Annotated in this window: 15 protein-coding genes; 8 read left to right on the forward strand and 7 right to left on the reverse strand. The window is 58.8% G+C overall.

Features of this window, described 5'->3' with window-relative positions:
- Nucleotides 1-58: 58 nt before the first annotated feature.
- Complete coding sequence (locus ACHZBS_RS13740) at nucleotides 59-961, reverse strand: ADP-ribosylglycohydrolase family protein (RefSeq protein ID WP_319407082.1); 903 nt, start codon at nucleotides 959-961, stop codon at nucleotides 59-61.
- A 228-nt stretch (nucleotides 962-1,189) separates the two neighbouring features.
- Between ACHZBS_RS13740 and ACHZBS_RS13745 the strand changes: the two genes are divergently transcribed.
- From ACHZBS_RS13745 to ACHZBS_RS13755, 3 genes are read left to right on the forward strand one after another with little or no spacing between them, the layout of a single operon-like run.
- Nucleotides 1,190-2,419, forward strand: a complete 1,230-nt coding sequence (locus ACHZBS_RS13745) for an HDOD domain-containing protein (RefSeq protein WP_319407083.1) — start codon at nucleotides 1,190-1,192, stop codon at nucleotides 2,417-2,419.
- Nucleotide 2,420: 1 nt separating this feature from the next.
- A complete protein-coding gene (locus ACHZBS_RS13750; protein ID WP_319407084.1) occupies nucleotides 2,421-5,105 on the forward strand; it encodes a response regulator in 2,685 nt (894 codons plus the stop codon).
- Nucleotides 5,083-5,481, forward strand: coding sequence for a response regulator (locus ACHZBS_RS13755; protein ID WP_319407085.1), 399 nt, complete (start codon nucleotides 5,083-5,085; stop codon nucleotides 5,479-5,481). Before ACHZBS_RS13750 ends, ACHZBS_RS13755 begins: the two co-directional genes overlap by 23 nt.
- A 23-nt stretch (nucleotides 5,482-5,504) precedes the next feature.
- On the opposite strand, the gene ACHZBS_RS13760 is transcribed toward ACHZBS_RS13755, so the two are convergent.
- The 6 genes from ACHZBS_RS13760 to ACHZBS_RS13785 all read right to left on the reverse strand — a co-directional run bounded on the left by ACHZBS_RS13760 (nucleotide 5,505) and on the right by ACHZBS_RS13785 (nucleotide 13,890).
- Complete coding sequence (locus tag ACHZBS_RS13760; RefSeq protein ID WP_319407086.1) at nucleotides 5,505-6,398, reverse strand: TIM barrel protein; 894 nt, start codon at nucleotides 6,396-6,398, stop codon at nucleotides 5,505-5,507.
- Between the two features lie 32 nt (nucleotides 6,399-6,430).
- A complete protein-coding gene (locus ACHZBS_RS13765; RefSeq protein WP_319407087.1) occupies nucleotides 6,431-8,560 on the reverse strand; it encodes an ABC transporter ATP-binding protein in 2,130 nt (709 codons plus the stop codon).
- Between the two features lie 121 nt (nucleotides 8,561-8,681).
- Nucleotides 8,682-9,614, reverse strand: coding sequence for an ABC transporter permease (locus ACHZBS_RS13770; protein WP_319407088.1), 933 nt, complete (start codon nucleotides 9,612-9,614; stop codon nucleotides 8,682-8,684).
- A gap of 10 nt (nucleotides 9,615-9,624) precedes the next feature.
- Nucleotides 9,625-11,058: an ABC transporter permease gene (locus tag ACHZBS_RS13775; protein ID WP_319407089.1), complete on the reverse strand. Its 1,434-nt coding sequence runs from the start codon at nucleotides 11,056-11,058 to the stop codon at nucleotides 9,625-9,627.
- A 168-nt stretch (nucleotides 11,059-11,226) separates the two neighbouring features.
- Nucleotides 11,227-12,867: an ABC transporter substrate-binding protein gene (locus ACHZBS_RS13780; RefSeq protein WP_319407090.1), complete on the reverse strand. Its 1,641-nt coding sequence runs from the start codon at nucleotides 12,865-12,867 to the stop codon at nucleotides 11,227-11,229.
- 321 nt (nucleotides 12,868-13,188) lie between these two features.
- Nucleotides 13,189-13,890 carry a GntR family transcriptional regulator gene (locus ACHZBS_RS13785; RefSeq protein WP_319407091.1) on the reverse strand — a complete coding sequence of 234 codons (702 nt, stop codon included), beginning with the start codon at nucleotides 13,888-13,890 and terminating at the stop codon, nucleotides 13,189-13,191.
- A gap of 239 nt (nucleotides 13,891-14,129) precedes the next feature.
- Between ACHZBS_RS13785 and ACHZBS_RS13790 the strand changes: the two genes are divergently transcribed.
- The 5 genes from ACHZBS_RS13790 (at nucleotide 14,130) to ACHZBS_RS13810 (ending at nucleotide 22,128) form a co-directional block, all read left to right on the forward strand.
- Nucleotides 14,130-16,001, forward strand: a complete 1,872-nt coding sequence (locus ACHZBS_RS13790; RefSeq protein WP_319407092.1) for an aldehyde ferredoxin oxidoreductase family protein — start codon at nucleotides 14,130-14,132, stop codon at nucleotides 15,999-16,001.
- A gap of 50 nt (nucleotides 16,002-16,051) precedes the next feature.
- Complete coding sequence (locus tag ACHZBS_RS13795; protein WP_319407093.1) at nucleotides 16,052-17,488, forward strand: trimethylamine methyltransferase family protein; 1,437 nt, start codon at nucleotides 16,052-16,054, stop codon at nucleotides 17,486-17,488.
- A 68-nt stretch (nucleotides 17,489-17,556) separates the two neighbouring features.
- On the forward strand, nucleotides 17,557-19,026 hold the full coding sequence (locus ACHZBS_RS13800; protein WP_319407094.1) for a trimethylamine methyltransferase family protein: 1,470 nt from the start codon (nucleotides 17,557-17,559) through the stop codon (nucleotides 19,024-19,026).
- A 476-nt stretch (nucleotides 19,027-19,502) separates the two neighbouring features.
- Nucleotides 19,503-20,624 carry a glycoside hydrolase family 5 protein gene (locus ACHZBS_RS13805; RefSeq protein WP_319407095.1) on the forward strand — a complete coding sequence of 374 codons (1,122 nt, stop codon included), beginning with the start codon at nucleotides 19,503-19,505 and terminating at the stop codon, nucleotides 20,622-20,624.
- Nucleotides 20,625-20,712: 88 nt separating this feature from the next.
- On the forward strand, nucleotides 20,713-22,128 hold the full coding sequence (locus tag ACHZBS_RS13810) for an extracellular solute-binding protein (protein ID WP_319407096.1): 1,416 nt from the start codon (nucleotides 20,713-20,715) through the stop codon (nucleotides 22,126-22,128).
- Nucleotide 22,129 lies beyond the last annotated feature (1 nt).

Below are 22,129 nucleotides of genomic sequence, written 5' to 3' on the forward strand. Positions count from 1 at the left end.
CATAAGCTGCGCTTTTTCGTCGAATTTTGCCTTGTCTTGCCTGCGCTCATGACGTTTTTCAACACCCTGCTAAGAGAGCGTTGATTCGTTGGCTCGCGGTCATTCCGGCTCGCCATGCCTCGGGGATGGCCGCCATGCCGTGGGCGGCGCCCAGTACCATGCCCGCCATCATTCCCCGTGCCGACGAATCTCCACCGGCCATCACATTTTCCACCATGGCTGTCTTGAAATCGTCGGCATAGCGAGAAATCAGGTGAACCGCTCCGGGCAGACCGGCCTCCACGCTGCACATTTGACCAAATTCAGCGATGGTTTCCCGGGTTTCCCGGTCGCGGCTCTCTATACCCATGGTAACCAACGATGCGATGGAACTGTTGGCAAAGTGGGCTTTCACGGTGGCCTCCATGGCTGCTCCGGGAGGGTTCCCGTCGAGTACGGCCAAAACGGATCGGGCAAAAAAATCAGCACTTAAAATCACCCGGTCATTGTTGTGGGTGATGGCGGTCTGTTCCCGGGCAGTGCGGACCAATTGTTCCCGATTGTCATGATAGACGGGCACCAGCGCCGCCAAGCGCGAGGCCCCTGCCAGGTCGTCCGAATGGGAAGCACTCTCGGTCAGGCTTTTGCCGGCATCCATATTTTCCAAGGTGGCTTTGGTGGCCTGGTCGAAATAGCCGCCGTAGTCGGCAAAAAAGGAGCGCCACGTTTCAGCAAACCGATGGGCATCGAATCCGCCGCCGCTGATCACCGATTCCAGCAGCACCAGCATCTGATCGCCATAATGGGTGAAATCGCCGGCTTTCTTGCCTTTGTGGTAGGAGGTCAGCGGATCGTAGAATTGTTCCACCCGACCGAATTTTTTTTCGATTACACCGGTGTTGTACACCCAGTGTACGCCCAGGGACAGCGCATCGGCCACAAACGCCCCGATGACCGCCGCTTTTATCCGATTTTCAGTCATTCGTTCCTCCTTCAGTCGATTGGCCTTCGTTTCTTTAATGCCATATCATAACCCACGCCTCGCTGGTTTTCAAATCACAAGTTCCGGAATACCGTCGGCCGCCGTCAGGGCAAGGCACACCGGTAAGGGGGAACCGGCTAAAGTTTTGCGACTGTCGCACGATATATAAGGGGCAGGCCGATTGACTGCAAATCATCGATATATTCGTAAAAACGAATTGGACTAGCGATGCCTTATGTTTCCATTGATCAGCTTAAACCGGGAATGGTCCTGGCGACCGACGTGACGGATACCAGCGGCCGCCTGTTGCTCTCCGAGGGACAATCCATCGCTCATAAGCACGTCGGTATTTTTAAAATGTGGGGTGTCCCGGAAGTGCAGGTGCAAGACGCCGGGAAGGGGGGAGCTGAAGAAAACCATGCCGTAGATCCGGAGGCCACACGGCGGGTGGCGGAGATGCTTAAACCCGCCTTTTCAGACAACGACCTCACTCATCCGGCCGTCGCCGAGATCTTCCGCCAGGCGGTGATATACCGCAGCAGGCATGCCGCCAGCCATCACCGGCAGGGGAGAATCGAACCGGTCAAAAGACCGTCTTCGCCCATAACCGGCATAGACATGCGCAAGAAAATACGAAGCCGTGACATCAAGCTGCCGGAAATCCCTTCCCTGATATTCAAACTTAACGACACGATCGCCGATCCATTCTCATCGGCCGATGACATTGCCCAGGTGATCAGTAAAAGCCCCGGCCTGTCCGCTCTGCTCCTGCGGATCGTCAACAGTGCCTTCTACGGCTTTCCCTCCCGGATCGACAGTGTCACCCGGGCTGTAACCATCATCGGATCGAAGGAGATCTCGGCCCTGGCCGTGGGCATTACCACCATGGAAATATTCAGGGATATACCCAAAGAGGTATTCGACATGCAAGCGTTCACCCACCACAGCCTGGCCTGCGGGGTGCTGGCCCGAATCCTGGCGGCGGGAGGCAATATTCGAAATACCGAGCAGCTTTTCGTTTCCGGGCTGCTCCACGACATCGGCAGAATGGTGATTTTTAAATATTTCCCCCAAGAGGCCGGATTGATGCTGTCAGGTGTGCATGATGACAAGGCCTCTCTCTATGACATGGAAAAGATCGTCATGGGGTTTCGACACACCGACATTGCCGGCGATCTTTTCGAACAATGGAAGTTCCCCGTGGCCTTGAGCCAGAACGTGGTTTATCATCACCGGCCGATGGCGGCACAGGACCCGGCTAAAGCCGCAATCATCCATCTCTCGGACATCATTGCCCACAGCCTGGGTGAAGGAAAAAGCGGCGAATGGCGGGTGCCGGGTCTGGATGTGGCGGCCTGGGACAAGCTCAGGCTTTCCTCCCAGACCCTCTCCACGGTCATCCCCCAGGCGATTCACCACCTGGGTTTTCTCATGACGGTTTTCCAGAGCGGTGCATAAAATGGCATTGGAAAGCAACATCGACCTCTTGAAAGCACGGATTGTCCATCTTGAGGACAGCCGGCGCTATATCCAGAATTCCCTGGAGATGGTTCTCTCTCTTGAAGATTTCTACACGGAGATTGGCGGAGACCAATACTGCCTCGATACCTTGTTGCCGGAAGCCAAGCGTCGCATCGATGCGATCTTCCCTTTCGAGGTGCTGGCTTTTTATATGGTCGACGAATCCGATTTTTCATTTCAGCCGGCCTTTCGGCATCCGGACCATCTGGCCGACATGATCCAGCAGGAAGTGGCCTTCATGATCGATAAGGGCTATTTTGCCTGGGCCATCCGTGAGCGCCGAGGCGTGGTCATTTCTTCGAAAGACCACGACCGTCAGTATCTGCTCCACGTGATTGCCAATCACAATCAGGTTAAGGGTATGTTCGGCGGCCTTTTGCCAAGCGGCCACACTTCCCTTCCGGATACCGCCATGACCCTGTTGTCCATCATCATGCTGCATGTGGCCAATGCAACAGAAAGCATGGCCTATACCAGTCTGCTGAAAAATCAGAGCCTGTTGCTGGAGAGGCAGGTGGCTGAGCGGACCAAAGCCCTGACCCGGTCCCAACGAGAGTTGGAGCAGGCCATGACGCGAGCCAACATCCTGGCCGAGGAGGCCCAGGCCGCCAGTCTGGCCAAAGGCGATTTTCTGGCCAAAATGAGCCACGAGTTGAGAACCCCGCTCAACGGCATCCTCGGCATGACCGAGGTGGCCCTGTCTACCCGTTTGGACGAGAATCAGCGCCGGATCATCGAAATCATCGGCCGCGAATCCTTTTCACTGCTTCGACAAATCAACGATGTACTGGATTTTTCTAAAATCGAATCCGGCAAGCTGGAGTTGGAACAGATTGACTTTGATCTTCGCACACTGATGGAAGAGATCGGGGAAAGTTTTGTTTTTCAGACCTCCGAAAAAGGGGTCGAGCTTAACATTTTTGTCGATCCATCGGTTCCCACCGAACTGGTAGGAGACCCGGTACGGCTGCGCCAGATTCTGCTCAACCTTGCGGGAAATGCAGTAAAATTCACCCACGAGGGAGAAATCCTCATCGAGGCCAAACTGGATCAGCCGCCTGGGGAACGGGTGCTTCTCCGTTTTTCCATTATTGACACCGGGATCGGCATCGACCCGGAAAAAGTGGATCGGGTTTTTTCCAGCTTTACCCAGGTCGACGACTCCACCACACGACAATATGGCGGTACCGGGCTGGGCACCACCATCAGCAAGCAGTTGGTCGAACTGATGGGGGGGCATATCGGTGTTGACAGCCGGCCCGGCAAAGGCAGCACCTTCTGGTTTACGGCGGAATTCGGCATGCGATCGGCCCGAATGCCGTTGCCGGCAGACGATAGTCCCCGGCAAAGCAAGAGAAGTCTTCTGGTGGTAGACAACAGCACCACCACGTGCCGGATTTTGTCTGCCTATCTGGGTCAACTGGGCATGCACGCAGTGACGGCTAACGATGGTGAAACGGCGGTTGCCCTGCTGGGCGAACGGACCGATCAGACACCAATGATCGATGTCATTATTACCGATGCCCGCATGCCGGGTATGAATGGCGTTGCGCTGAAAGACCATATCCGGCGAATGCCCTCTTATGCAAGGACCCCCATCATCGTCGCCACGAGCCTGAAAGAGATGGTTGAGGGCAGGGATTATGTCGCTCTCGGCTTCGACGGTTCTTTTTCCAAACCGGTCAAGATCGGGGAGTTACAGGCGGTCCTTGATCGGGTGACAAGAGGCGGAACCGCAGACAAAGAGAATACAACGGTGCCGTTGACGCAGGCCGCCATCATCGATCGCACAAGCCGCCGCGCAACCGCACGATCCGGCCACATCCTGGTTGCTGACGACTATCTGACCAATCAGCAGGTCGCCTTCATGCACCTGACGGCGGCAGGCTATACCGTGGATGTGGCGGATAACGGACAGCAGGCCATGGATGCCTTCGACCGCACCCGATACGATCTGATTCTGATGGACATTCAGATGCCGATCCTTAACGGTTTTGACGCCACCGGGAAGATCCGGGCGCTCGAGGCCGCCCAGGGTCGCAAACGGCGAACCCCTATCATTGCCCTGACCGCCAATGCCATGAAAGGGGATGAGAAAAAATGTCTGGACGCCGGCATGGATGGCTACCTGATCAAACCGGTTCACCGCCACCAACTGATCAAGACGGCTGACCATTGGATCAGCCTGCGGAAAGATTCATCCAGAAGTCAGCCGATGGGCAATCCGGTCCCACCGACGGTCGCTGGTGAAAATGATGATGTCCGCATCATGGATGTCGCCACCGCCGTGGAAGAGTTTGGCGACGCGGAAACGGTGAAAACCGTGGCCGATCAGCTGATCGAACTGGTAGCGGGCCAACTCGAGGTCATTCGAAAATTCATTTCAACTGAAAACCGGGAGGGAATTCGCAAGGAGGCCCACGCCATCAAAGGCGGAGCCGCCACGATGGAGGCCGCAGCCCTTTCTGCGGCAGCTGCCCGCCTGGAAGCGCGGGCGCGTGATGCTGAAATGGTGGATATCCGCGCCGACTTCGATGAATTAAAAAAACAATATTACTATTTCCGGGAGTTTATTGCCCAATGGAAAGGAGCGCCTGACCATGCGAATTTTATTGATCGATGACGAGCCTGTGGCTTTGACCAAACTGGAGCTGATGCTGAAGAAAAACATTGGGGATTGCGATACTGCGGTCAGCGGAATAGAAGCGACCGAACAGTTCGTCAAGGCCATCAGTGAAAATCGCCCCTATGATCTGGTCACCATCGACATCGATCTGCCGGATGTCACCGGCCTGGACCTGCTCAAGCGATTCAGTGCCCTGGAAGCAAAAAACCGGATCACCCCGTCAAAAAAGATTATGGTGACCGCTCACAGCAAGGCAGACTATGTCGTTAAGGCCCGCAGCTATTGTGATGCCTACCTGGTCAAACCGGTTCGAAAGGCCGCCCTGCTTGAAAAAATAAGCAATCTGTTTCCCCCGGAAAACACGGAGGCCTAACCGAGCCGGTTGTCTGCCCGGGGCTAATTGTCATGACGCCGGATGCCCAGAACTTCCCGGCAGTAGCGGACGCTGCGCCGAATGGCGTCGATCTCCATGTCGAGCGCCGTCTGCATGTCGTCCAACGGTGTTTCCAACTCCGTTTCGATGTTGATCCGCTCCATGAAAGATCGATCCCGGATGAGTTCGTAGGCCCGGCGCATGTCGATGTCCCCCTCTCCCACGGCAGTGCCCACCAGCTTGAATCCCCAGCGCTGGAACTGGATGCGGTCGTCTCGAAAATGGTTGGTAAACGCACGGGGCGCCAGACGTTCGATGGCGGCCATGGGATCTTCGGTGACGTGCAGGCCGTTGACGGTGTCGATGCAGGCGCCCACCACCGGGCTGTCCACCCGATCCAACAGCCAGATAATTTCTTCGGAAAAGCTGTCGCAATGGTTTTCTACGGCCAGGCGGATGCCATAGTCGGCAGCCAGCGGCGCCGCTGCCGACAGCAGTTCCGCCACTTTTTCCATTTGCTCAATGACCTTTGGATGAAACCGGCTGCCGGCCACGGGCCGGGGTCGGCGCAGGTCCATGCCCACCTTGACGATGTCTGCGCCAAGGTCCCGGGCGGTGTGGATGGCTGCGTTCAGGTCGTGCTGGATGCCGATGCCGAACCCGCCCCGGTCCATGGAAAAATTGTATTCCAGATAGAGCGCCGCCTCCCTGGCGGCTGCTCCCACTTCATGCAGGTATTCCGAATCCAGACGCTCCAGGACCCCGTCATCCAGGTGAACCCCCTCAAGATCCAGTTCCACCAGCAGGTCGAACAGCTGAAAGGTCGAGAGTTGACGGTCCCAGGGGCAGGTGAAATCCGCCCAGGCCTGGCCGATGCCGTGCAGGTTCAGGCTGTAGGTGTGGAGGCCAAGCTTCATGGTCGGTACTCTCCGTATAGTCGTTTCGGAAATCAGGCGGCGTTTTTGCTCTGGGGAACCACCGGTTCCATTGCCGCCAGCTGCTTGATGGGAATGTGGCAGAAGATACGGTGTTCTCCTTCACCTTTTTGCCACGGTGGCGGTTCAAGGGCACAGATGGCACCTTTTCCCGGGGCCATCTCCCGGCGCGGGCAGCGGGTATGGAACCGGCATCCCGACGGAGGATTCAAGGCACTGGGCACATCGCCGGAGAGACGGATCTGGCGCCGCTTGGCATTGGGATCTGGCACGGGCACGGATGACAGCAGGGCTTCGGTATACGGGTGGTATGGCGGGGGGTAAATCCGGTCCACCGGCCCAAACTCCACGATCTGGCCCAGGTACATGACGGCAATGTAGTCCGAGATGAACCGGACCACGGAAAGGTCGTGGGCGATGAAGATCAGGGTGGTGCCGAATTCGCCCTTGATCTCGTTGAGCAGGTTGAGCACCGCCGCCTGGACGGAAACATCCAGGGCGGACACGGGCTCGTCGCAGATGACCATGTTTGGATTGCTGGCCAGGGCGCGGGCGATGCCCACGCGCTGCTTCTCGCCGCCGGACAACTGTCGGGGATAGCGGTCATAATAATAGGCGGCCAGCTTTACGGCTCGGAGCAGCCGCTCCACCTCCTGGCGTACTGCCTTTCCCTTCCCCGTCTTGAACCGACGGATGGGCCGGCCGATCTGCTTGCCGATAGAAAATGAAGGATTTAAGGTGGAGTCGGGATTCTGGAACACCATCTGTAGCTCCTTAATGAGCTTGAGACTCCGTCGGGATACCGGATCGGAGATGTCGAGTCCCATCAGCTGGGCCTGGCCATCGGTCAGCCGCTCCAGGCCGATCAACCCTTTGACCAGGGTGCTCTTGCCGCAGCCCGACTCGCCGACAATGCCCACGGTGCTGCCCTTGCGTATGCGCAGTGAGATGTCATCCACCGCCTTGACGTAGCGCTTTTCCCCCATGCCGAACAGGCTCTTCAGGGAGCTGCTTTGCTGCTCGTAGTATATCCGTATGTTCTCTAACTTGCTGAGCGTTTCCTCCGGCCGTTCAACGGCACCGTTTTCAGATACCGCCAAGATCCGCCTTTTTCCTCTGGTGTATTCGTCATAGGGATAATTCAGGGTTTCTTTGCCTAAAAAACAGCGGGATTGATGCTCCGGCGTGATGCCTTCCAGCTCGGGATGGGCAGTGCTGCATCGGTCGAACGCCCAATCGCAACGGGGCTGGAAGATGCAGCGGTCAGCCGACCGCTCGGCCGGCGGTGGCACGCGTCCGCGAATGGACCACAGTTGGGAATAAGACAGATTGTCGGTCAAGCGCGGGATACAGCAGAGCAACCCCCGGGTATAGGGGTGCGCCGGTTGGGCGAACAAATCGTTGATGGGGCCTTTTTCAACCAGCTCCCCGGCGTACATGACGCAGAGGTGGTTGCTGACCCGGGCCACCACGCCCAAGTTGTGGGTGATGAAAATGATACCGGTGTTGAAATCCTTTTTCAGGTCTTCGATCAGGTCCAGTACCGCGGCCTCAACGGTGACGTCCAGGGCGGTGGTCGGTTCGTCCATGATCAGCAGGGCCGGGTTGTTGAGCATGGCCATGGCAATGACCACCCGCTGCTGCTGGCCGCCCGAAATCATGTGCGGGTAGCGGTTCATGACGTTGGCGGCATCAGGCATATATACCCGGTCGAGCATTTGAATGCTCTTTTTCCAAGCATCTTCCCGGGACATATCCTGGTGGGTGGTGAGCACTTCAGACAGTTGTCGGCCGATGCTCAAGGATGGGTTGAGGGCCTGCATGGGGTCTTGATAGACCATGGAGATTTGGTTGCCGCGGATGCGGCGAAGCTCCTCTTTGGGGCGGCCTACCAATTCTTCTCCCTTGAAGCGAATGCTTCCGGCTACCACCTTGCCGTTGGTCCCGAGAAAATCGAGAATGCCGAAGGCGATGGTGCTCTTGCCGCAACCCGATTCACCGACGACCCCGACTGTCTCCTGTTCGCTAACGGTAAAGCTCACGCCGCGAACCGCCGGGACGTCCCGTTTGCGGGTCTGGTAGGAGATGGCCAGGTCTTTGACTTCCAGAATCGGTGGTGCACTGGACGGTCCGCTTGCGGTCATGGTTCAGGCTTCCTTTTTGGGGCGGTTGATAAGTTTTTTCAGTGTTGTGATGAGACTTTATTAAACAGGCTGCCGACTCCCCCGGTGCCGGCAGCTATGAATGGGACTGACGGTCACCGTGCTACTGGTAGCGCATGGACTCCTCACGCAGGCCGTCGGCCAGCAGATTCAGCCCGACAACGAGGGAGGCGATGGCCAGCGAAGGCCACAGGGCGGCCCAGGGGCTGCCGATGAGAATGAACTCTCGACCCTTGGCCACCATGGAGCCCCAGTCCGGCGATGGCGGCGGCAGGCCCAGTCCCAGAAAGCCCAGGGTTCCCATGGCGAAGATGGCATAGCCCACCCGCAGCATGGCATCGATGATGATGGGGCCCTTGGCATTGGGCAGAATTTCGGTGAACATAATATACGCGTCGCTCTCGCCGCGGGTTTCCGCCGCCCGGACATAATCGCGCGTGCGGATATCGAGAGCCAGGCTTCGTACCAGCCGGGCCACGCCGGGAGTGCCCACAATGGCGATGGCCAGGACCACGTTCACGGCCGATGCGCCGATGGCCGCGACGATGATCAGGTAGAGCAGGATGATGGGCACCGACATCATGGCGTCCAGAAACCGCATGATGATCTCATCGATCCATCCTCCCCGGTACCCACCCAAAAGCCCCAGGGTGGCGCCGAAGAGCAGGGAGGCAAATACCCCCCACAGGGCGGTCCCCCCGGGAATCCAGAAACTGTCGGTCACCGGCAGGATCACCAGTACGATACGGGCGCCGTAGGCCAGCCGGGACCACAGGTCCCGACCCAGTTCGTCCGTGCCCAGCGGATGGCTCCAGGATGGGCCCTGGTTGGGCGCCTTCCAGTCCTGGTCGTTGGGCCCATAGCCGGTGATATAGGGGGCGAAGAGGGCGGTCGACACCCAGAACAGCACTATGAAAAGCCCTACGATGGCGGTCTTCGAAGCAAAGAGAACGGTGGCTGCGTTGGTCAATTTTTCGAAACGGCCCCCGCCTGACGGGGGTAGTGTTTCATCGCCTGTCGCACGGTTGTTTTCCATACTCGCTTCACTATGCATATCGAATTCTCGGATTGAGGAAGGTGTAAATGATATCGGCGACCAGTTGGGTGGAGACGGCCAGGAGGACCATGATCATGGTGCCGGCCTCTAAGGCATTGATGTCCTTGTAAAGGGCTGAATCCAAGAGGTATTGGCCCAGCCCCGGATAGCCAAAGACTACCTCGACGATCACGATGCCGCCCAACAGCCAGTTGACGTGGAGCATGATGACGGTGATGGGAGCGATCAGCGCATTTCTCACCGCGTGGCCGGTCACCACCTTCCAATAGGGCAGGCCCTTTAGGAAGGCGGTGCGGATGTATGGCGAGCGCATGACTTCGGACATGCTGGCTCGGGTGATGCGCAGCACGTAGCCCAACTCGATGAGCGTGAGGGTGAGCACGGGCAGAACGAGCATGTCCGGCCGCTGCCAGGGGGCTTTTTCACCGAAGACGGTGGCGCCGGGCACCAGCTGAAGCCAGTGGGAAACGATGAGGATCAGAAAAATACCGGTGGCGAATTCGGGAATCACCGAGAACATCATGCCGCTGATGGACAAAAATCGGTCCTTGACGGAGCCTTCCTTGAGACCGGCGATGATGCCCAGCACCAGGGCCAGGGGCATGACGATCACGAAGGCGATGCCGGCCAGCACCAGCGAGTTTCTCAGGCGCACGAACATGCTTTTGCCCACCGGACGACCGGTCCGCAGGCTGACGCCCGGATCGCCGCGGAGAAAGCCTTTTTTCAAAGGGATGTACTGAACGGGTCCGCCGGTGGTCTTCATCCAGCCTTTGCCCACCACGAAACTCCAGACCTCGCGGTCGGCGCCCTTTTCCCACAGTACGGCGTGGTTTTGCCTGTCTACCCCCCAGAAGGTGCTTTTTCCGTTTTTATCGGTGGTCCAGCGGCCGTTGTCGACTGATTCGGTGACGCCACCGTCCGGTTCACGCACCATAGCCATCAGATTTTCTCCCTGAAGGGTCCAGCGGATCAGGTGTCCGGATTCGTCCACCGCCCACCACTCCTCGAAGCCTTTGGGCGTGGTGATCTTCTCCAGAGCAAGGCCCACCTTTTTGGATGCGTGCCAGTCGCTGCCCGCCAGCCAATAGAGATAGCGCTGCCAGGCCGGCTTGTCCAACCCCATCTGGGCCAGAAACGAGGCCTCCTGTTCCGGGGTGATAAATGCACCCAGAATGTTTTTGGCTACATTGCCCGGTGATGACTCAGCGATGAGAAAGACAGCCATGGAGACCAGGAACATGGTCAGCAGGAGCAGCAAAAATCGCCTTAAAATGAATTTGGCCATAGCGTCAGGTTCCTGTCGTGTTGGTAGAAAAGCGATGCCCACGGCGTCGTTGGAAAGGTCCCGGCGCGCGGATGCATGGCAAGTGATGGATGATTCCGGCTGAAACGGGGGGAGGTTGTCGAGAATAAATGGCACCGCACCCCACCGTTCAACCAACCGGTCGTTCTGTCGATTTGGATTTCAGTCGGTTTCAGTGCGTTGAATTGTACCATCAACAGTGGGGGCGCTTTTCCTTTATCCGGGCAAAGAGGACTGCGTTCGGCCCTCTTTGCCCGATTTTCATAATATCACTGCGTTACGGCATCAGCTCATCCAGACATCGTCCAGTTTCAGGTAGAGGCTGGGATGGGCCTTGACCCCCTGGACCGGCTTCCTGGATATGGTCCAGACGTTGATCCAGAAGGCGTTGCCGATGGAGCCGCGCTCCTGCTGGATCTTCTCCAGCTTGCAGAAGATCTTGCGGCGGGCTTCCACATCCAGGGTGCCGTTGGCCTGGGTCAGCAGGTCGGAAAACTCCTTGTCCACCCAGCGGGTTTCGTTCCAGGCCACCGGTTTGCCATTCTCGTCACCTACGTATGCCAGATTGAGGACCATGGTGCCGACCGGGCGGTGGGCCCAGGTGGTGATCCCCAAATCGACTTCGGTCCATTTTTCCCAGTACTGGCTGTTGGGCATGGTCTGGATGTTGATCCGGAAACCGGCCGGTGCCGCGTCTTGTTTGAGGATTTCGGCGTAACGAACGATCTCGCTCCAGCCGCTGCCTACGGCCAGGTTGACGTCAAGACCGTTGGGGTATCCGGCTTCCGTGAGCAGTTGCTTGGCTTGCATGGGATCGTATTTGGGGGTGCCGATGGGGCAGTACTCCGGATGTTTGGGGCTCACGTGCTGATCTTGACCTTCCAGGCCCTGCCCGAAATAGGCCAGGGCGAGAATTTTCTCACGGTGCTGGCAAAGCTTCAGCGCCGAGCGCACCCGGTTGTCGGACCATGGCTTCATGTCCACGCGCATTCTCAGGATGCGGGTCTGGTTGGTGGTGACCGGTTGAACATTGACCTTGGGGTTGTCTTTAAGGGCCTGGTAGGCTTCGGTGCCGCCGATATCGCTGAAATCCAGCAGGTCGATCTCGCCGGCCTGGATGGCGGCGATCATGGGGCCCATTTCCGTGCCCATGTCGATGAATTCGATCTTGTCCAGGTAGGGCAGCGGGTTGCCGTCGACTCCCTTCTTCCAGTAATCGTTGCGCCGTTTCAGCACGCAGCGTTCGCCTTCGAGGTAGGTTTCGATGGTGTAGGGACCGGTGCCGTGGGGCGCCTTGATGAAATCCCCTTCGAAGGTGCGGTGGTTAAGAACCATGGCCGGATAGTGAAACAGGTGCTCGGGCACCGCGATCTCCGGATTTTTCAAGTGGAGTTTGACCTGGTGGTCATTCACTTTTTCGATGCCGCCGGCATCCAGGTAGCTGAGCATGCCTTTCATGGAAGAACCCACGTCCTTGTCCAGCCACTGGTTGAAGGTAAACACCACGTCATCGGCATTGAAGGTGTCGCCGTTATTGTGTTTGATGCCTTTGCGCAGGTTCAGGGTCCAGGTTTTCAGGTCGTCGCTGGCCTGCCAGTTTTCCAGCAGGTAGGGATGGGTGACGTTGTTCTCGTCGGTATAGGTCAGATACTCGGCGACCTGACGCATCTGATTGGTGGGCGAGATCCAGGAAAACTGGGCCGGATGGGTCACTTTGTGAACCGGTGCGGCCACTTTCAGGGTCCCGCCCCGTTTGACCGAGCCGGCGAGCACCTTGGCCGGAAAGGCCAGTCCCGCCATCTGGGTGGCGGCCGCAGCGGATACCCCCAGGAGAGTGGTGAAACGGATAAATTCCCGTCGGGTCATTTTGCCTTTCTGGAAATCGCTGTTAAGTGCTTTGACTGCCGAATGCATCTTTTCTTTCATGTCTCCTCCTTGGATGGTTGGGGTACACGGATCGACTATTCAGTTGCCACCTGCAACCGTTGCGCGAACATGGGGGGATGGTGCCGGCAAAGTGTAGTTGGCAAACGTCTCAATTGAAAAGGACCGTCATGGCAGTGGCGGTATCAATGAAACAGTTTAACTTCATAGACTATAAGAATCAGTGAAAAACCCATAGCATTTATTGCCTTTAATATCAATAAAATTGATTCAGGGTTTTAATTTTATGAATTGATATATCAATATTGCTGAATAAGTTTCTTCCCACTGGGTTCGAATGGGTCTTCTTTCGGGTTGCCTTCCTCATTGCGGTGAGAAGGTGTCTTCAAAGGCATACAGATCACTGCGCATATGGTAAATCACATAAGAAATGGGGCGGTCGTCGGCAATCAATAACTGATGCATGCAAAATGCAGGGACACCGGGCGGGACACCCAGTTCCACGGCAACAGCGGTGTTCAGGCTGACGGCTTCCAACCGTTGCCACACCCGGGTGATGACCAGTCCAAAGCGCCGGGTGAGCAGGTCATGGACGGATTCCACCGCCAGGTCTTCACTGAGAATGGCGCCGCAACAATCGGCCCGCAGATAGCGTATTTCATAGCATGCCGGCTGTTCGTCCAGATAGTGGACCCGCTGTATGCCCACCGCCTTTTTCCCGGGCAGCCGCGTGTCCAATTCCTGAGGAAGGGTCACCATTCCAGAACGGATCAGCCGCGATCGGGTGCCCACATGAAAGATTCTGGCGTTTTCCGAAAATGGATGAATGTGGAAATATGCCTGCGTAAAGCCCTGTTTTTTAAGAAAGGTTCCCTTGCCCGGTACCCGTCTGGCAACCCCGTCGCGCACCAATTCATCCAGGGCTTTGCGTGCGGTCATCCGGCTGACTTTGTGGAAACGCGCCAGTTCATTTTCCGAGGGAAGGCGATCATGAAACCGGCACGATGCAACACCTTGGACTAAATGATCCTTGATCAGTGCATATTTGGGAGCCGATGTTTTCATGAGAATAGGAGTCACCCATCAGATGAACAGTGGGCCGACCGGCCGGAAACTTATTCTAACCCATCGCACATCTCATACCAATTGTCGAGGTGAAATTTTCTTGACTTTATCATTGCCCGCGAATAATAGGGCTGTATGCTGTATATACAGGCGACAGGGCTTATAAATAAAGGGCCTGTCTCGTGCAGCAAAATGAAAAATGCTGATAGAACAACGGTTTCAAAAGTGGTGGAAAAAAGGTGGACAGCAACCCGTCAAATCCGTTCGGTGATCTGCTCGAAGTAAACCTGGATGAAGGCGTCTGCAGCCGTCGGCCGATCTCCGATGCGCTCATCGCCCGATTCCTGGGCGGTCGGGGATTCAATGTGGGGTACCTGTTCGAGCATTTGCCGACCGGCACCGACCCTATGGGGCCCGACAACATGTTGCTGTTTTCCTGCGGCCTGCTCACCGGTTCCCGGGCGCCCGCGGCTTCGCGGCTGCATCTCAATGCCCTGTCACCCCTCACCGGTTTGATCGGGAGTTCCAATGTGGGTGGCTATGCCGGCGCCTGGCTGCGTTCCACCGGCCTCCTGAGTATAGTGATCCGGGGCCGGTCATCGACGCCGATTTACCTGTACATTTCCGATGCAGGTGCTGAAATCAGGGATGCCGGAGCCTATTGGGGGCTGGATGCCGTCGATACCCAGGACCGCATCGCCGGTGACCTGGCCCGGGAGAACCTTCAGATTCTGGCCATCGGCACGGCCGGTGAGTCCGGGGCCCGCTTTGCCTGCATCGTCACCGGAAAAGACCATGCGGCCGGGCGGACGGGCCTCGGTGCCGTCATGGGTGCCAAGCACCTGAAGGCGGTGGTCATCGAAAAAGGCACCTTGAAGCCTTTCGAGGACCGGCGCCACCTCATCGGCAGTGTGGTCAAGGCCTATGTCAGGCAGATCAAAGCATCACCGGATTACGAAACCTTCTCCCGCTTCGGTGGTGCCGGATACATCAAGTGGGCCGACGATATGGGCGTCATGGGTACCCGCAATTACCGGCAAAAGCGTTTCGAGATGGTGGACCAGGTGGATGGCCGTCAGCTTATCAAAGACAAGCTGCGTTCTTCCGGCTGCTACCGCTGCCCGGTCCAGTGCAAGGCCGATCTCAAATTCAAGAGCGGGCCCATGAAGGGCCAAACAGCCACCCGTCCGGAATTTGAGCCCATGATCAACCTGGGATCAAAGTGCGGTCTGGGAGATCTGCAGGCCCTTGTGCGGCTGGATAACCTGTGCACCCGCCTGGGACTGGATTCCACCTCGGCGGCTACGGCCATCGCTTTTGCCATGGATCTGTTCGAGCGAGGCATCCTCACCGTCGCCGATACGGACGGCATGACGCTGGGCTGGGGCGACGGCGCGGCCATGGAAACCCTCATCCGCCAGATGGCTGCCGGCACGGGCGTGGGCGGCATCCTGGCCCAGGGGGTCAAGCGGGCAGCGGCCATCATCGGCAAGGATGCCGAAAAATTTGCCGCCCATGTCAAAGGGTTGGAGTTGACCGCCTACCATCCGGCGGCCATCCTGGGCAGCGCGCTGGGCTACGCCGTGTCCAGCCGCGGCGGCGATTACAACAATGTATATGCATCCCTGGAGCACCGCTGGCCGGCAGAAAAGGGTGCCGAGGCATTCGGGTCTGCAGATTCGGTGGACCGGCGAAAGCCAACCGGCAAGGGCCGGCTGGTGCGCCGAGCTGTGCTGGTGAACATCATTGTGGATAGCCTGGGGTTGTGCAAAGTTCCCACCCTGTCTCTGCTGGGTGCTTTCGATCTGGAAAATGAAGCGGTGCTCGCATCGGCGATTACCGGACTGTCCCTATACGCCGAGGATCTATTTCACATCGGGGACCGGATCGCGGCCATGGAGCGCCTGTTCAATCTCAAGCATGCCCCGGAGATGGATGAGGACCGTCTTCCCGACATGTTTTTCCTCGACGGAGACACGGTGCTGTCGCAAACGGTCATGACCCAGATGCTTCGCGAATTTTACATGGCCATGGGCTGGGACGAAAACGGACGTCCCCTGAATGAAAAACTGGGAGCACTGGACATCGAACCCGTTGCTTCCATATCCTGAATCCTTCAACCTGCACGATCACGGGAACCAACCCAAAAGGAAAATCGACCATGAACCTGGAACCTAATGCCTTCTCTCCCACCTTGTCCTTCCTGTCGGAAACGGACAAGAAAAAAATTTATCACGCGGCCCTTCACGTGCTGGAACGCACCGGCATGACCCTGCAGCACGATGGGGCCGTGCAGTTGCTCAAGGACGCGGGATGCCGTCAGGATAAGGACGGGTTGGTCACCATTCCCGCCGTGCTGGTGGAAAAAGCGGTCGACAGCGTACCGGCCAACATCCCCATGTTTAACCGGGAAGGCGAGCATGTGATGGATCTGGGGGGCCGACGGGCATATTTCGGTACCGGCTCGGATCTCATGTACCACGTGGACGGCAAGACGCTGGAGCGGACCCGTACCCGCCTGGAACACATTGAACGGTCGGCACGGGTTTGCGATGCCCTGACCAACATCGATTTTATCATGTCCTTTGCCCACCCCCACGACATCGATGCGCATCGGGCCTACTTGGAAAGCTTTGCCGCCATGGCAGCAAACTCCGTTAAGCCCATCGTCAACACGGCGGACAGCCGGGTCGATCTGTCGGCCATGTGGGAAATATCCAAAATTCTCAGGGGCGGCGAACTTCAGCTGCGTGAAAAGCCCTACTGGGTTCAGTATGATGAGCCGATCAGCCCGCTCAAACATCCCTTCAAGAGTATCGACAAGCTGATTTTCTGCGCGGAAACGGGAATGCCGGTGATTTACTCCCCGGCTCCCATCGCCGGTTCCACCGCGCCCATGACCGTCGCCGGACACGTGGTTCAGGGGCTGGCGGAATGCTTGTTCGGCCTGGTGGTCCACCAGCTCACCGCACCTGGGGCGCCCTTTCTCATGGGTATGGGGGCCGCCGTGCTGGATATGGCCACCAGCCAATGCTCCTACAACGCACCCGAATATCTCATGGCATACATGGGAATGGTGGAGATGAGCCATTTCTTCGATATCCCCAACTGGGGCTATGCGGGCACCAGTGATGCTCAGATTCCTGACGGGCAGGCTACCTACGAGGCCGGTCTGCTCACCTATATGTCCGCCGCCGCCGGCTCCAACCTGAACCACGATGTAGGCTACCTGGACTTCGGCCTGACGGGCAGCCTGGAGATGATCGTGATCATGGATGAGGTGATCGATCAGATCCGCCGGATCCAAAAAGGCATCCAGGTAGACGACGATCATCTGGCAGTGGAGGTCATCGTCCAGGGCGGGAGACAGGGGCAATTTCTCACTCACCCCCATACCCTCAAGCACCTTCGCAGCACGCAGTGGCGGCCGCGGTTGATTTGCCGGAACGGTTATGAGCGATGGTCTGCGGAAGGGCGCACCAGTCTCCTGGATCGTGCCCATGAGCGGTTGAATCAGATTCTGAAAACCCACACGGCGACACCCGTGGATGAGAAGATGGCCGGCGCCATCGACGCACTGGTCACCCATTTCAAATAACGCGGATGCCTATCGATCGCGTGTCCGCTTTTTTAATAAAAACCAGAATGGATTAATGGAGGCGAACGGTGATTCAACCCTCACGAACCGAAACCCGAAGTGTTGAGATGAGCGTCCTGACCGATGATCAGATCTGGGAAATCCGCCAGGCGGCCTTTGAAGTAATTGAAAAATCGGGCTTCAAATGCCTGCATGCAGGGGCCCGGCGGATGCTGGCCGGCGCAGGCGCCATCGTCAAGGGCGAACGGGTGAAGATTCCCCGCTACATTGTCGAAGGCTGCCTGACGACAGTCCCCAAGGGGTGGACCATCTATGATCGCTGCGGCCGACGGGCCATGGAAGTGGAGGGACGAAAAAGCCATTATAGCACCTCGACGGCCAGCCCCAATACCAAAGATGCCCTCACCGGAGAGTACCACGAAACGCGGGTCCAGGATATCGCCATCGGCGCCAAGGTGGCCGACGCCCTGCCCCACATCGACTTCGTCATGCCCATGGGTTCGGCACAGGATGTCAACGGAACGGTGGCTGACCTGTACGAGTTTGAAGCGGTGGTTACCAACACCTGCAAACCCATGGTTTTCATCGGATACACCCCCACGGGCTGCGAATATGTTTTTGAAATGGCGGCAGTCGTCGCCGGTGGGGCCGACCAACTGAGAGAACGTCCCTTCGTGCTGCTTTATCCGGAGGCGATCTCCCCCTTTGTATTCCCCCAGGATGTGGTGGATCGCATCTTCATCGCGGCCGACCGCTACATGCCCCAGGTGCCCGGTGCCACGGCCCAGCCCGGGGCCACGTCGCCCATGACCCTGGCCGGCACCGTGGTTCAGATCACCGCCGAATCCCTGATCCATATCAGCCTGGCCCAGCTGCGCAACCCCGGTTGCCCCGTATCCATGAGCGGAAACGTCGGCATCCTGGACATGGCCACCGCCCTGATGGCATTCGGTGCACCCGAGGGCAGCCTGGGCCTGGCGGCCCAGGCCCAGGTGGCCCAGTCCTTCGGCCTGCCCACATGGGGCCTGGCCGGTGCCACCGACGCCAAGCGCCTGGATGCCCAGGCCGGCATCGAGAGCACTTTCGCCATTTTCAGCCAGGCTTTGGCTGGCCTGAACCTGATTCATGACGTGGGGTATATGGCCAGCGGCATGGCCTGCTCCTGCGAGCAGCTGGTCATGGGCAACGAGATCATCGGCATGACCAAGCGGTTCGTCGGGGGGATTACCGTGAATGCGGACACCCTGGCCCGAGACGTCATCGACGCTGTGGGGCCCGGCGGCAATTTCCTGGCCCAGCGGCACACGGTCACCCATCTGCGCAAAGAGCTGTGGCAGGCCAGATTGCTGAACCGGCAACCCATCGCCACTTGGCAGGAGGCCGGACAGCCCACCATGGAGGATCGGGTCCGTGAGGAGGTGCGCAAGATCGTGGAGACTCACCAACCCGACCCCCTGGACGGCAACATCCGTGAAGAAATACAGCGGCTGAAACGGGAAGGGGAAAAGGAGATATTGGCCAGGATGGAAAAAGGCTGATTGCGAAGCATTGCCTGCCCGGCTGACGGCCAGGCCGGAGGAGATTTGTGCTTGGCCTGGGCGGAAGGGCATGAATGATCGCAGCGGGTGCTTTATTTGTCCGTTGCAGGCGGTGGATGGAGGTTCGCCGAATTATCAGACCTGGAACCAGGCGAACTTAAAATTCTTGATTTATCAGTAGGATATGATAAAAAACGGGCGGAGATGCGAACCATTGGGATTTGTTGCACCAATTCTCCAAAGAACGTACTCAGCTGCTCGTCGTTGCGCAATGGGTGACTAAAGTTCGTATTTCCAAGCCATATCAGCTGCCGGCCTGACCGTAGCGGGGGAAAAGCAGCCTTCCTCTATTTTTTGAAGCGGCCGGACCACCATCCTGCCTTCGGGCCGGCTCTGCCATCCATAGCGGGTTTTGTCCATCGGCAAGACCCGAACCGGGCTCAACATTAGCACCGATGGGACTGCGAGCGGCATCGATGCCGGATCATGTTACTGCAATCCCACCCACCCGCCTGCGCGGTGTCAACCTTGGCGGCTGGCTGGTTCTTGAAAAATGGATGACGCCGAGCCTCTTCGAGGGGCTCGCCGCCACCGACGAGACCACCTGGTGCGCGGAGTTGGGAGGTGACGCGCCGACGCGGCTGCGCAGCCACTGGGAGCGCTTCATCACGCGCGAGGATTTTGCGTGGCTGGCCGGCGTCGGCATCAACGCCGTGCGCATCCCGCTGGGGCATTGGATCTTCGGACCTCCCTATCCGTATCACCCAAAGTACGGCGCCGACCCCCATCCCTTCGTGGATGGCGGCATCGACGTGCTGGACCGCGCGCTTGGCTGGGCCGAGGCGTTCGGCCTTTGCGTCACGCTCGACCTTCATGCGGCGCCCGGCTGCCAAAACGGTTTCGACAACGGTGGAATCATGGGCGTCTGCGAATGGCATACGCGCGAGGAATACCTGGCGCATTCGGTCTCGCTGCTGGGCCGGCTCGCCGAACGCTACCGCAGCTCTCCCGCCCTTTATGCGATCCAGTTGCTCAACGAACCGCGTTGGGATGTGCCCACGGCGCTGCTCAAGGATTACTACCGGCGTGCTTACGAGGCGGTCCGCGCCCACTGCCCGCCGGAACGCGTGGCGGTCGTCTTCCACGACGGCTTCCGGCCGCACCGCGAGTACCTGGACTTCATGCTGCCGCCGGCGTTCAAGAACGTGATCTTCGACGTGCACCGCTACCAGTGCTTCGAACGTGAGGACCTCGACATGGACATCCACGGCCACCTGCACAAGGCGGGGGACCTGCGGCGTCAGGAGGCCGACGAGATCCAGCGCGGACTGGGGCTGCCCGCCATCGTCGGCGAATGGAGTTTGGGGCTCGACCTCAAGGTGGTTTCGCTCTGGGCCGAGGGGCCGTTCGACCACGCCCTCCAGCACATGGATGCGTTCCAGAAGAACGTTGCCTATCGTGCCTACGGCGCCGCGCAGCTGCTTTCCTTCGAGCGCTACCGCGGCTGGTTTTTCTGGAGCTACCGCACCGAGACCACGCCGGCGTGGTGCTTTCGCGAGTGCGTCGAGCGAGGATGGCTACCGCCGCGGTTTCAGTGAGCGCTGCCGTTTGCCAGACCGCGGCGGGTGATGTTTTCCGCCAGTCGGACGCTGGCTTTCCCACGACCCCGTCGGACAAGGAGGGGGCATGCAGGCGGAAAAGGACGATAATACGGCGCGGGGCCCCCTTCGGCGTTGGCTGGATGACATGCCCCTGGGCCTGGCGCCCCTGCTCATTGCGTGCATGGGCCTGCTCGCCGGCCTCTATCTGCTAGTCAATCCGGTGCGCGGCGGGCATGCGAACCTGTCCATGTGGGTATTCGGCCCGCTGCACGCCGATGCCTACAAAACGGCCGCCGACGGTTTTGCGAAAATGACCGGCCGCACGGTCGACGTCCAGCTGATCAACTACAACGCTGTCAACCAGAAGCTGCGCTCGGCGCTGTGGGCGGCGGTGAACATTCCCGACCTGGTGGAGATCGAAAAAAGCGCGGCCGGCGGGTTTTTCCGCGGGCCGCTGGACAAGGTCGGCTTTCTCGACCTGAAACCCTTTCTGGAGCGCGACGGCATCCTCGACCGGATTCCGGCCAACGCACTGGCTGCCTACACCGACCGCGGGGCCATTTTCGGGGTGCCCCACGACATCCATCCGGTGATGCTGGCCTACCGCGCCGATATTGTCGATCCCTACCTGGCCCGGCGCGGCCTGCGCATGGAAGACCTGGCGACCTGGGACGACTACTTCCGCGAACTGCACGGGCTGCTCGTCCCCGACCAGCGCTACCTGCTGCAAGTCGAGTACGGCGACGCCTGGGCATTCCAGATCTTTTTAATGCAGCGCGGCGGCGGCATCTTTGGCCCCCGCGGCGAGCTGCGCATGGACGACCAGGTCGCCGTGGGGACCATGACCTGGATGATCCCGCTGGTCGCCGAGGCGGAAGGCCGAAAGGTGGCCGAATCCCTGGGCAACTGGGACCCGTCTTTCTATCGCGGCTTCATCGAGGGGTTCTACATCGCCGCGCTCTGTCCGGACTGGCGCACATCGCAGCTGGAGGCCTTTGCCGGGGAGCTGTCCGGCAAACTGCGCCTCGTGCCCCTGCCGGCACCTGCGCCAGGCGGACTGCGCACCAGCCAGATGGGCGGCACCATGCTGGGGATCGCGCGCTCGGCGAAGGACCCCGGGCTGGCCTGGCAGTTCGCCCGGCAGATCTACTATGGCTCGCCGGCCCAGCACGGCCGGCTGTTCCGGATTACCAACATCCTTACCCCGGACCGCGAGGCCTGGAGCGACCCGGCCTACCACGAAGCGCGGCCGTACTGGGGCAACCAGGTGCTGGGCGAGCAGTTCATCGCCCTGGCCGACGAGGTGCCGCCCTTCTACTCAAGCGGTTTCCTGCCGGTGGCCCAGGCCAAGCTCAACGAGGCCATTGTCGCCTGCTACGGCCAGTACCGTTCCCACGGGGCGGCGGGATTCGAGGCCTTCGTCCGCCAGCGTCTGAAATCGGCCGCCGACCACGTGCGCCGGCAGATGCAGCGCGAACCCGACTGGGATGCGGGGAGGTGAC

Source organism: uncultured Desulfosarcina sp., from assembly GCF_963664155.2.
Lineage (GTDB): Bacteria > Desulfobacterota > Desulfobacteria > Desulfobacterales > Desulfosarcinaceae > Desulfosarcina.

What these genes read in the sequence shown, in the direction of transcription:
- ACHZBS_RS13740 (WP_319407082.1), bottom strand. Translation starts at nt 961, where the DNA reads ATGACTGAAAATCGGATAAAAGCGGCGGTCATCGGGGCGTTTGTGGCC.
- ACHZBS_RS13745 (WP_319407083.1), top strand. Translation starts at nt 1,190, where the DNA reads ATGCCTTATGTTTCCATTGATCAGCTTAAACCGGGAATGGTCCTGGCG.
- ACHZBS_RS13750 (WP_319407084.1), top strand. Translation starts at nt 2,421, where the DNA reads ATGGCATTGGAAAGCAACATCGACCTCTTGAAAGCACGGATTGTCCAT.
- ACHZBS_RS13755 (WP_319407085.1), top strand. Translation starts at nt 5,083, where the DNA reads ATGCGAATTTTATTGATCGATGACGAGCCTGTGGCTTTGACCAAACTG.
- ACHZBS_RS13760 (WP_319407086.1), bottom strand. Translation starts at nt 6,398, where the DNA reads ATGAAGCTTGGCCTCCACACCTACAGCCTGAACCTGCACGGCATCGGC.
- ACHZBS_RS13765 (WP_319407087.1), bottom strand. Translation starts at nt 8,560, where the DNA reads ATGACCGCAAGCGGACCGTCCAGTGCACCACCGATTCTGGAAGTCAAA.
- ACHZBS_RS13770 (WP_319407088.1), bottom strand. Translation starts at nt 9,614, where the DNA reads ATGGAAAACAACCGTGCGACAGGCGATGAAACACTACCCCCGTCAGGC.
- ACHZBS_RS13780 (WP_319407090.1), bottom strand. Translation starts at nt 12,867, where the DNA reads ATGAAAGAAAAGATGCATTCGGCAGTCAAAGCACTTAACAGCGATTTC.
- ACHZBS_RS13785 (WP_319407091.1), bottom strand. Translation starts at nt 13,890, where the DNA reads ATGAAAACATCGGCTCCCAAATATGCACTGATCAAGGATCATTTAGTC.
- ACHZBS_RS13795 (WP_319407093.1), top strand. Translation starts at nt 16,052, where the DNA reads ATGAACCTGGAACCTAATGCCTTCTCTCCCACCTTGTCCTTCCTGTCG.
- ACHZBS_RS13805 (WP_319407095.1), top strand. Translation starts at nt 19,503, where the DNA reads ATGCCGGATCATGTTACTGCAATCCCACCCACCCGCCTGCGCGGTGTC.
- ACHZBS_RS13810 (WP_319407096.1), top strand. Translation starts at nt 20,713, where the DNA reads ATGCAGGCGGAAAAGGACGATAATACGGCGCGGGGCCCCCTTCGGCGT.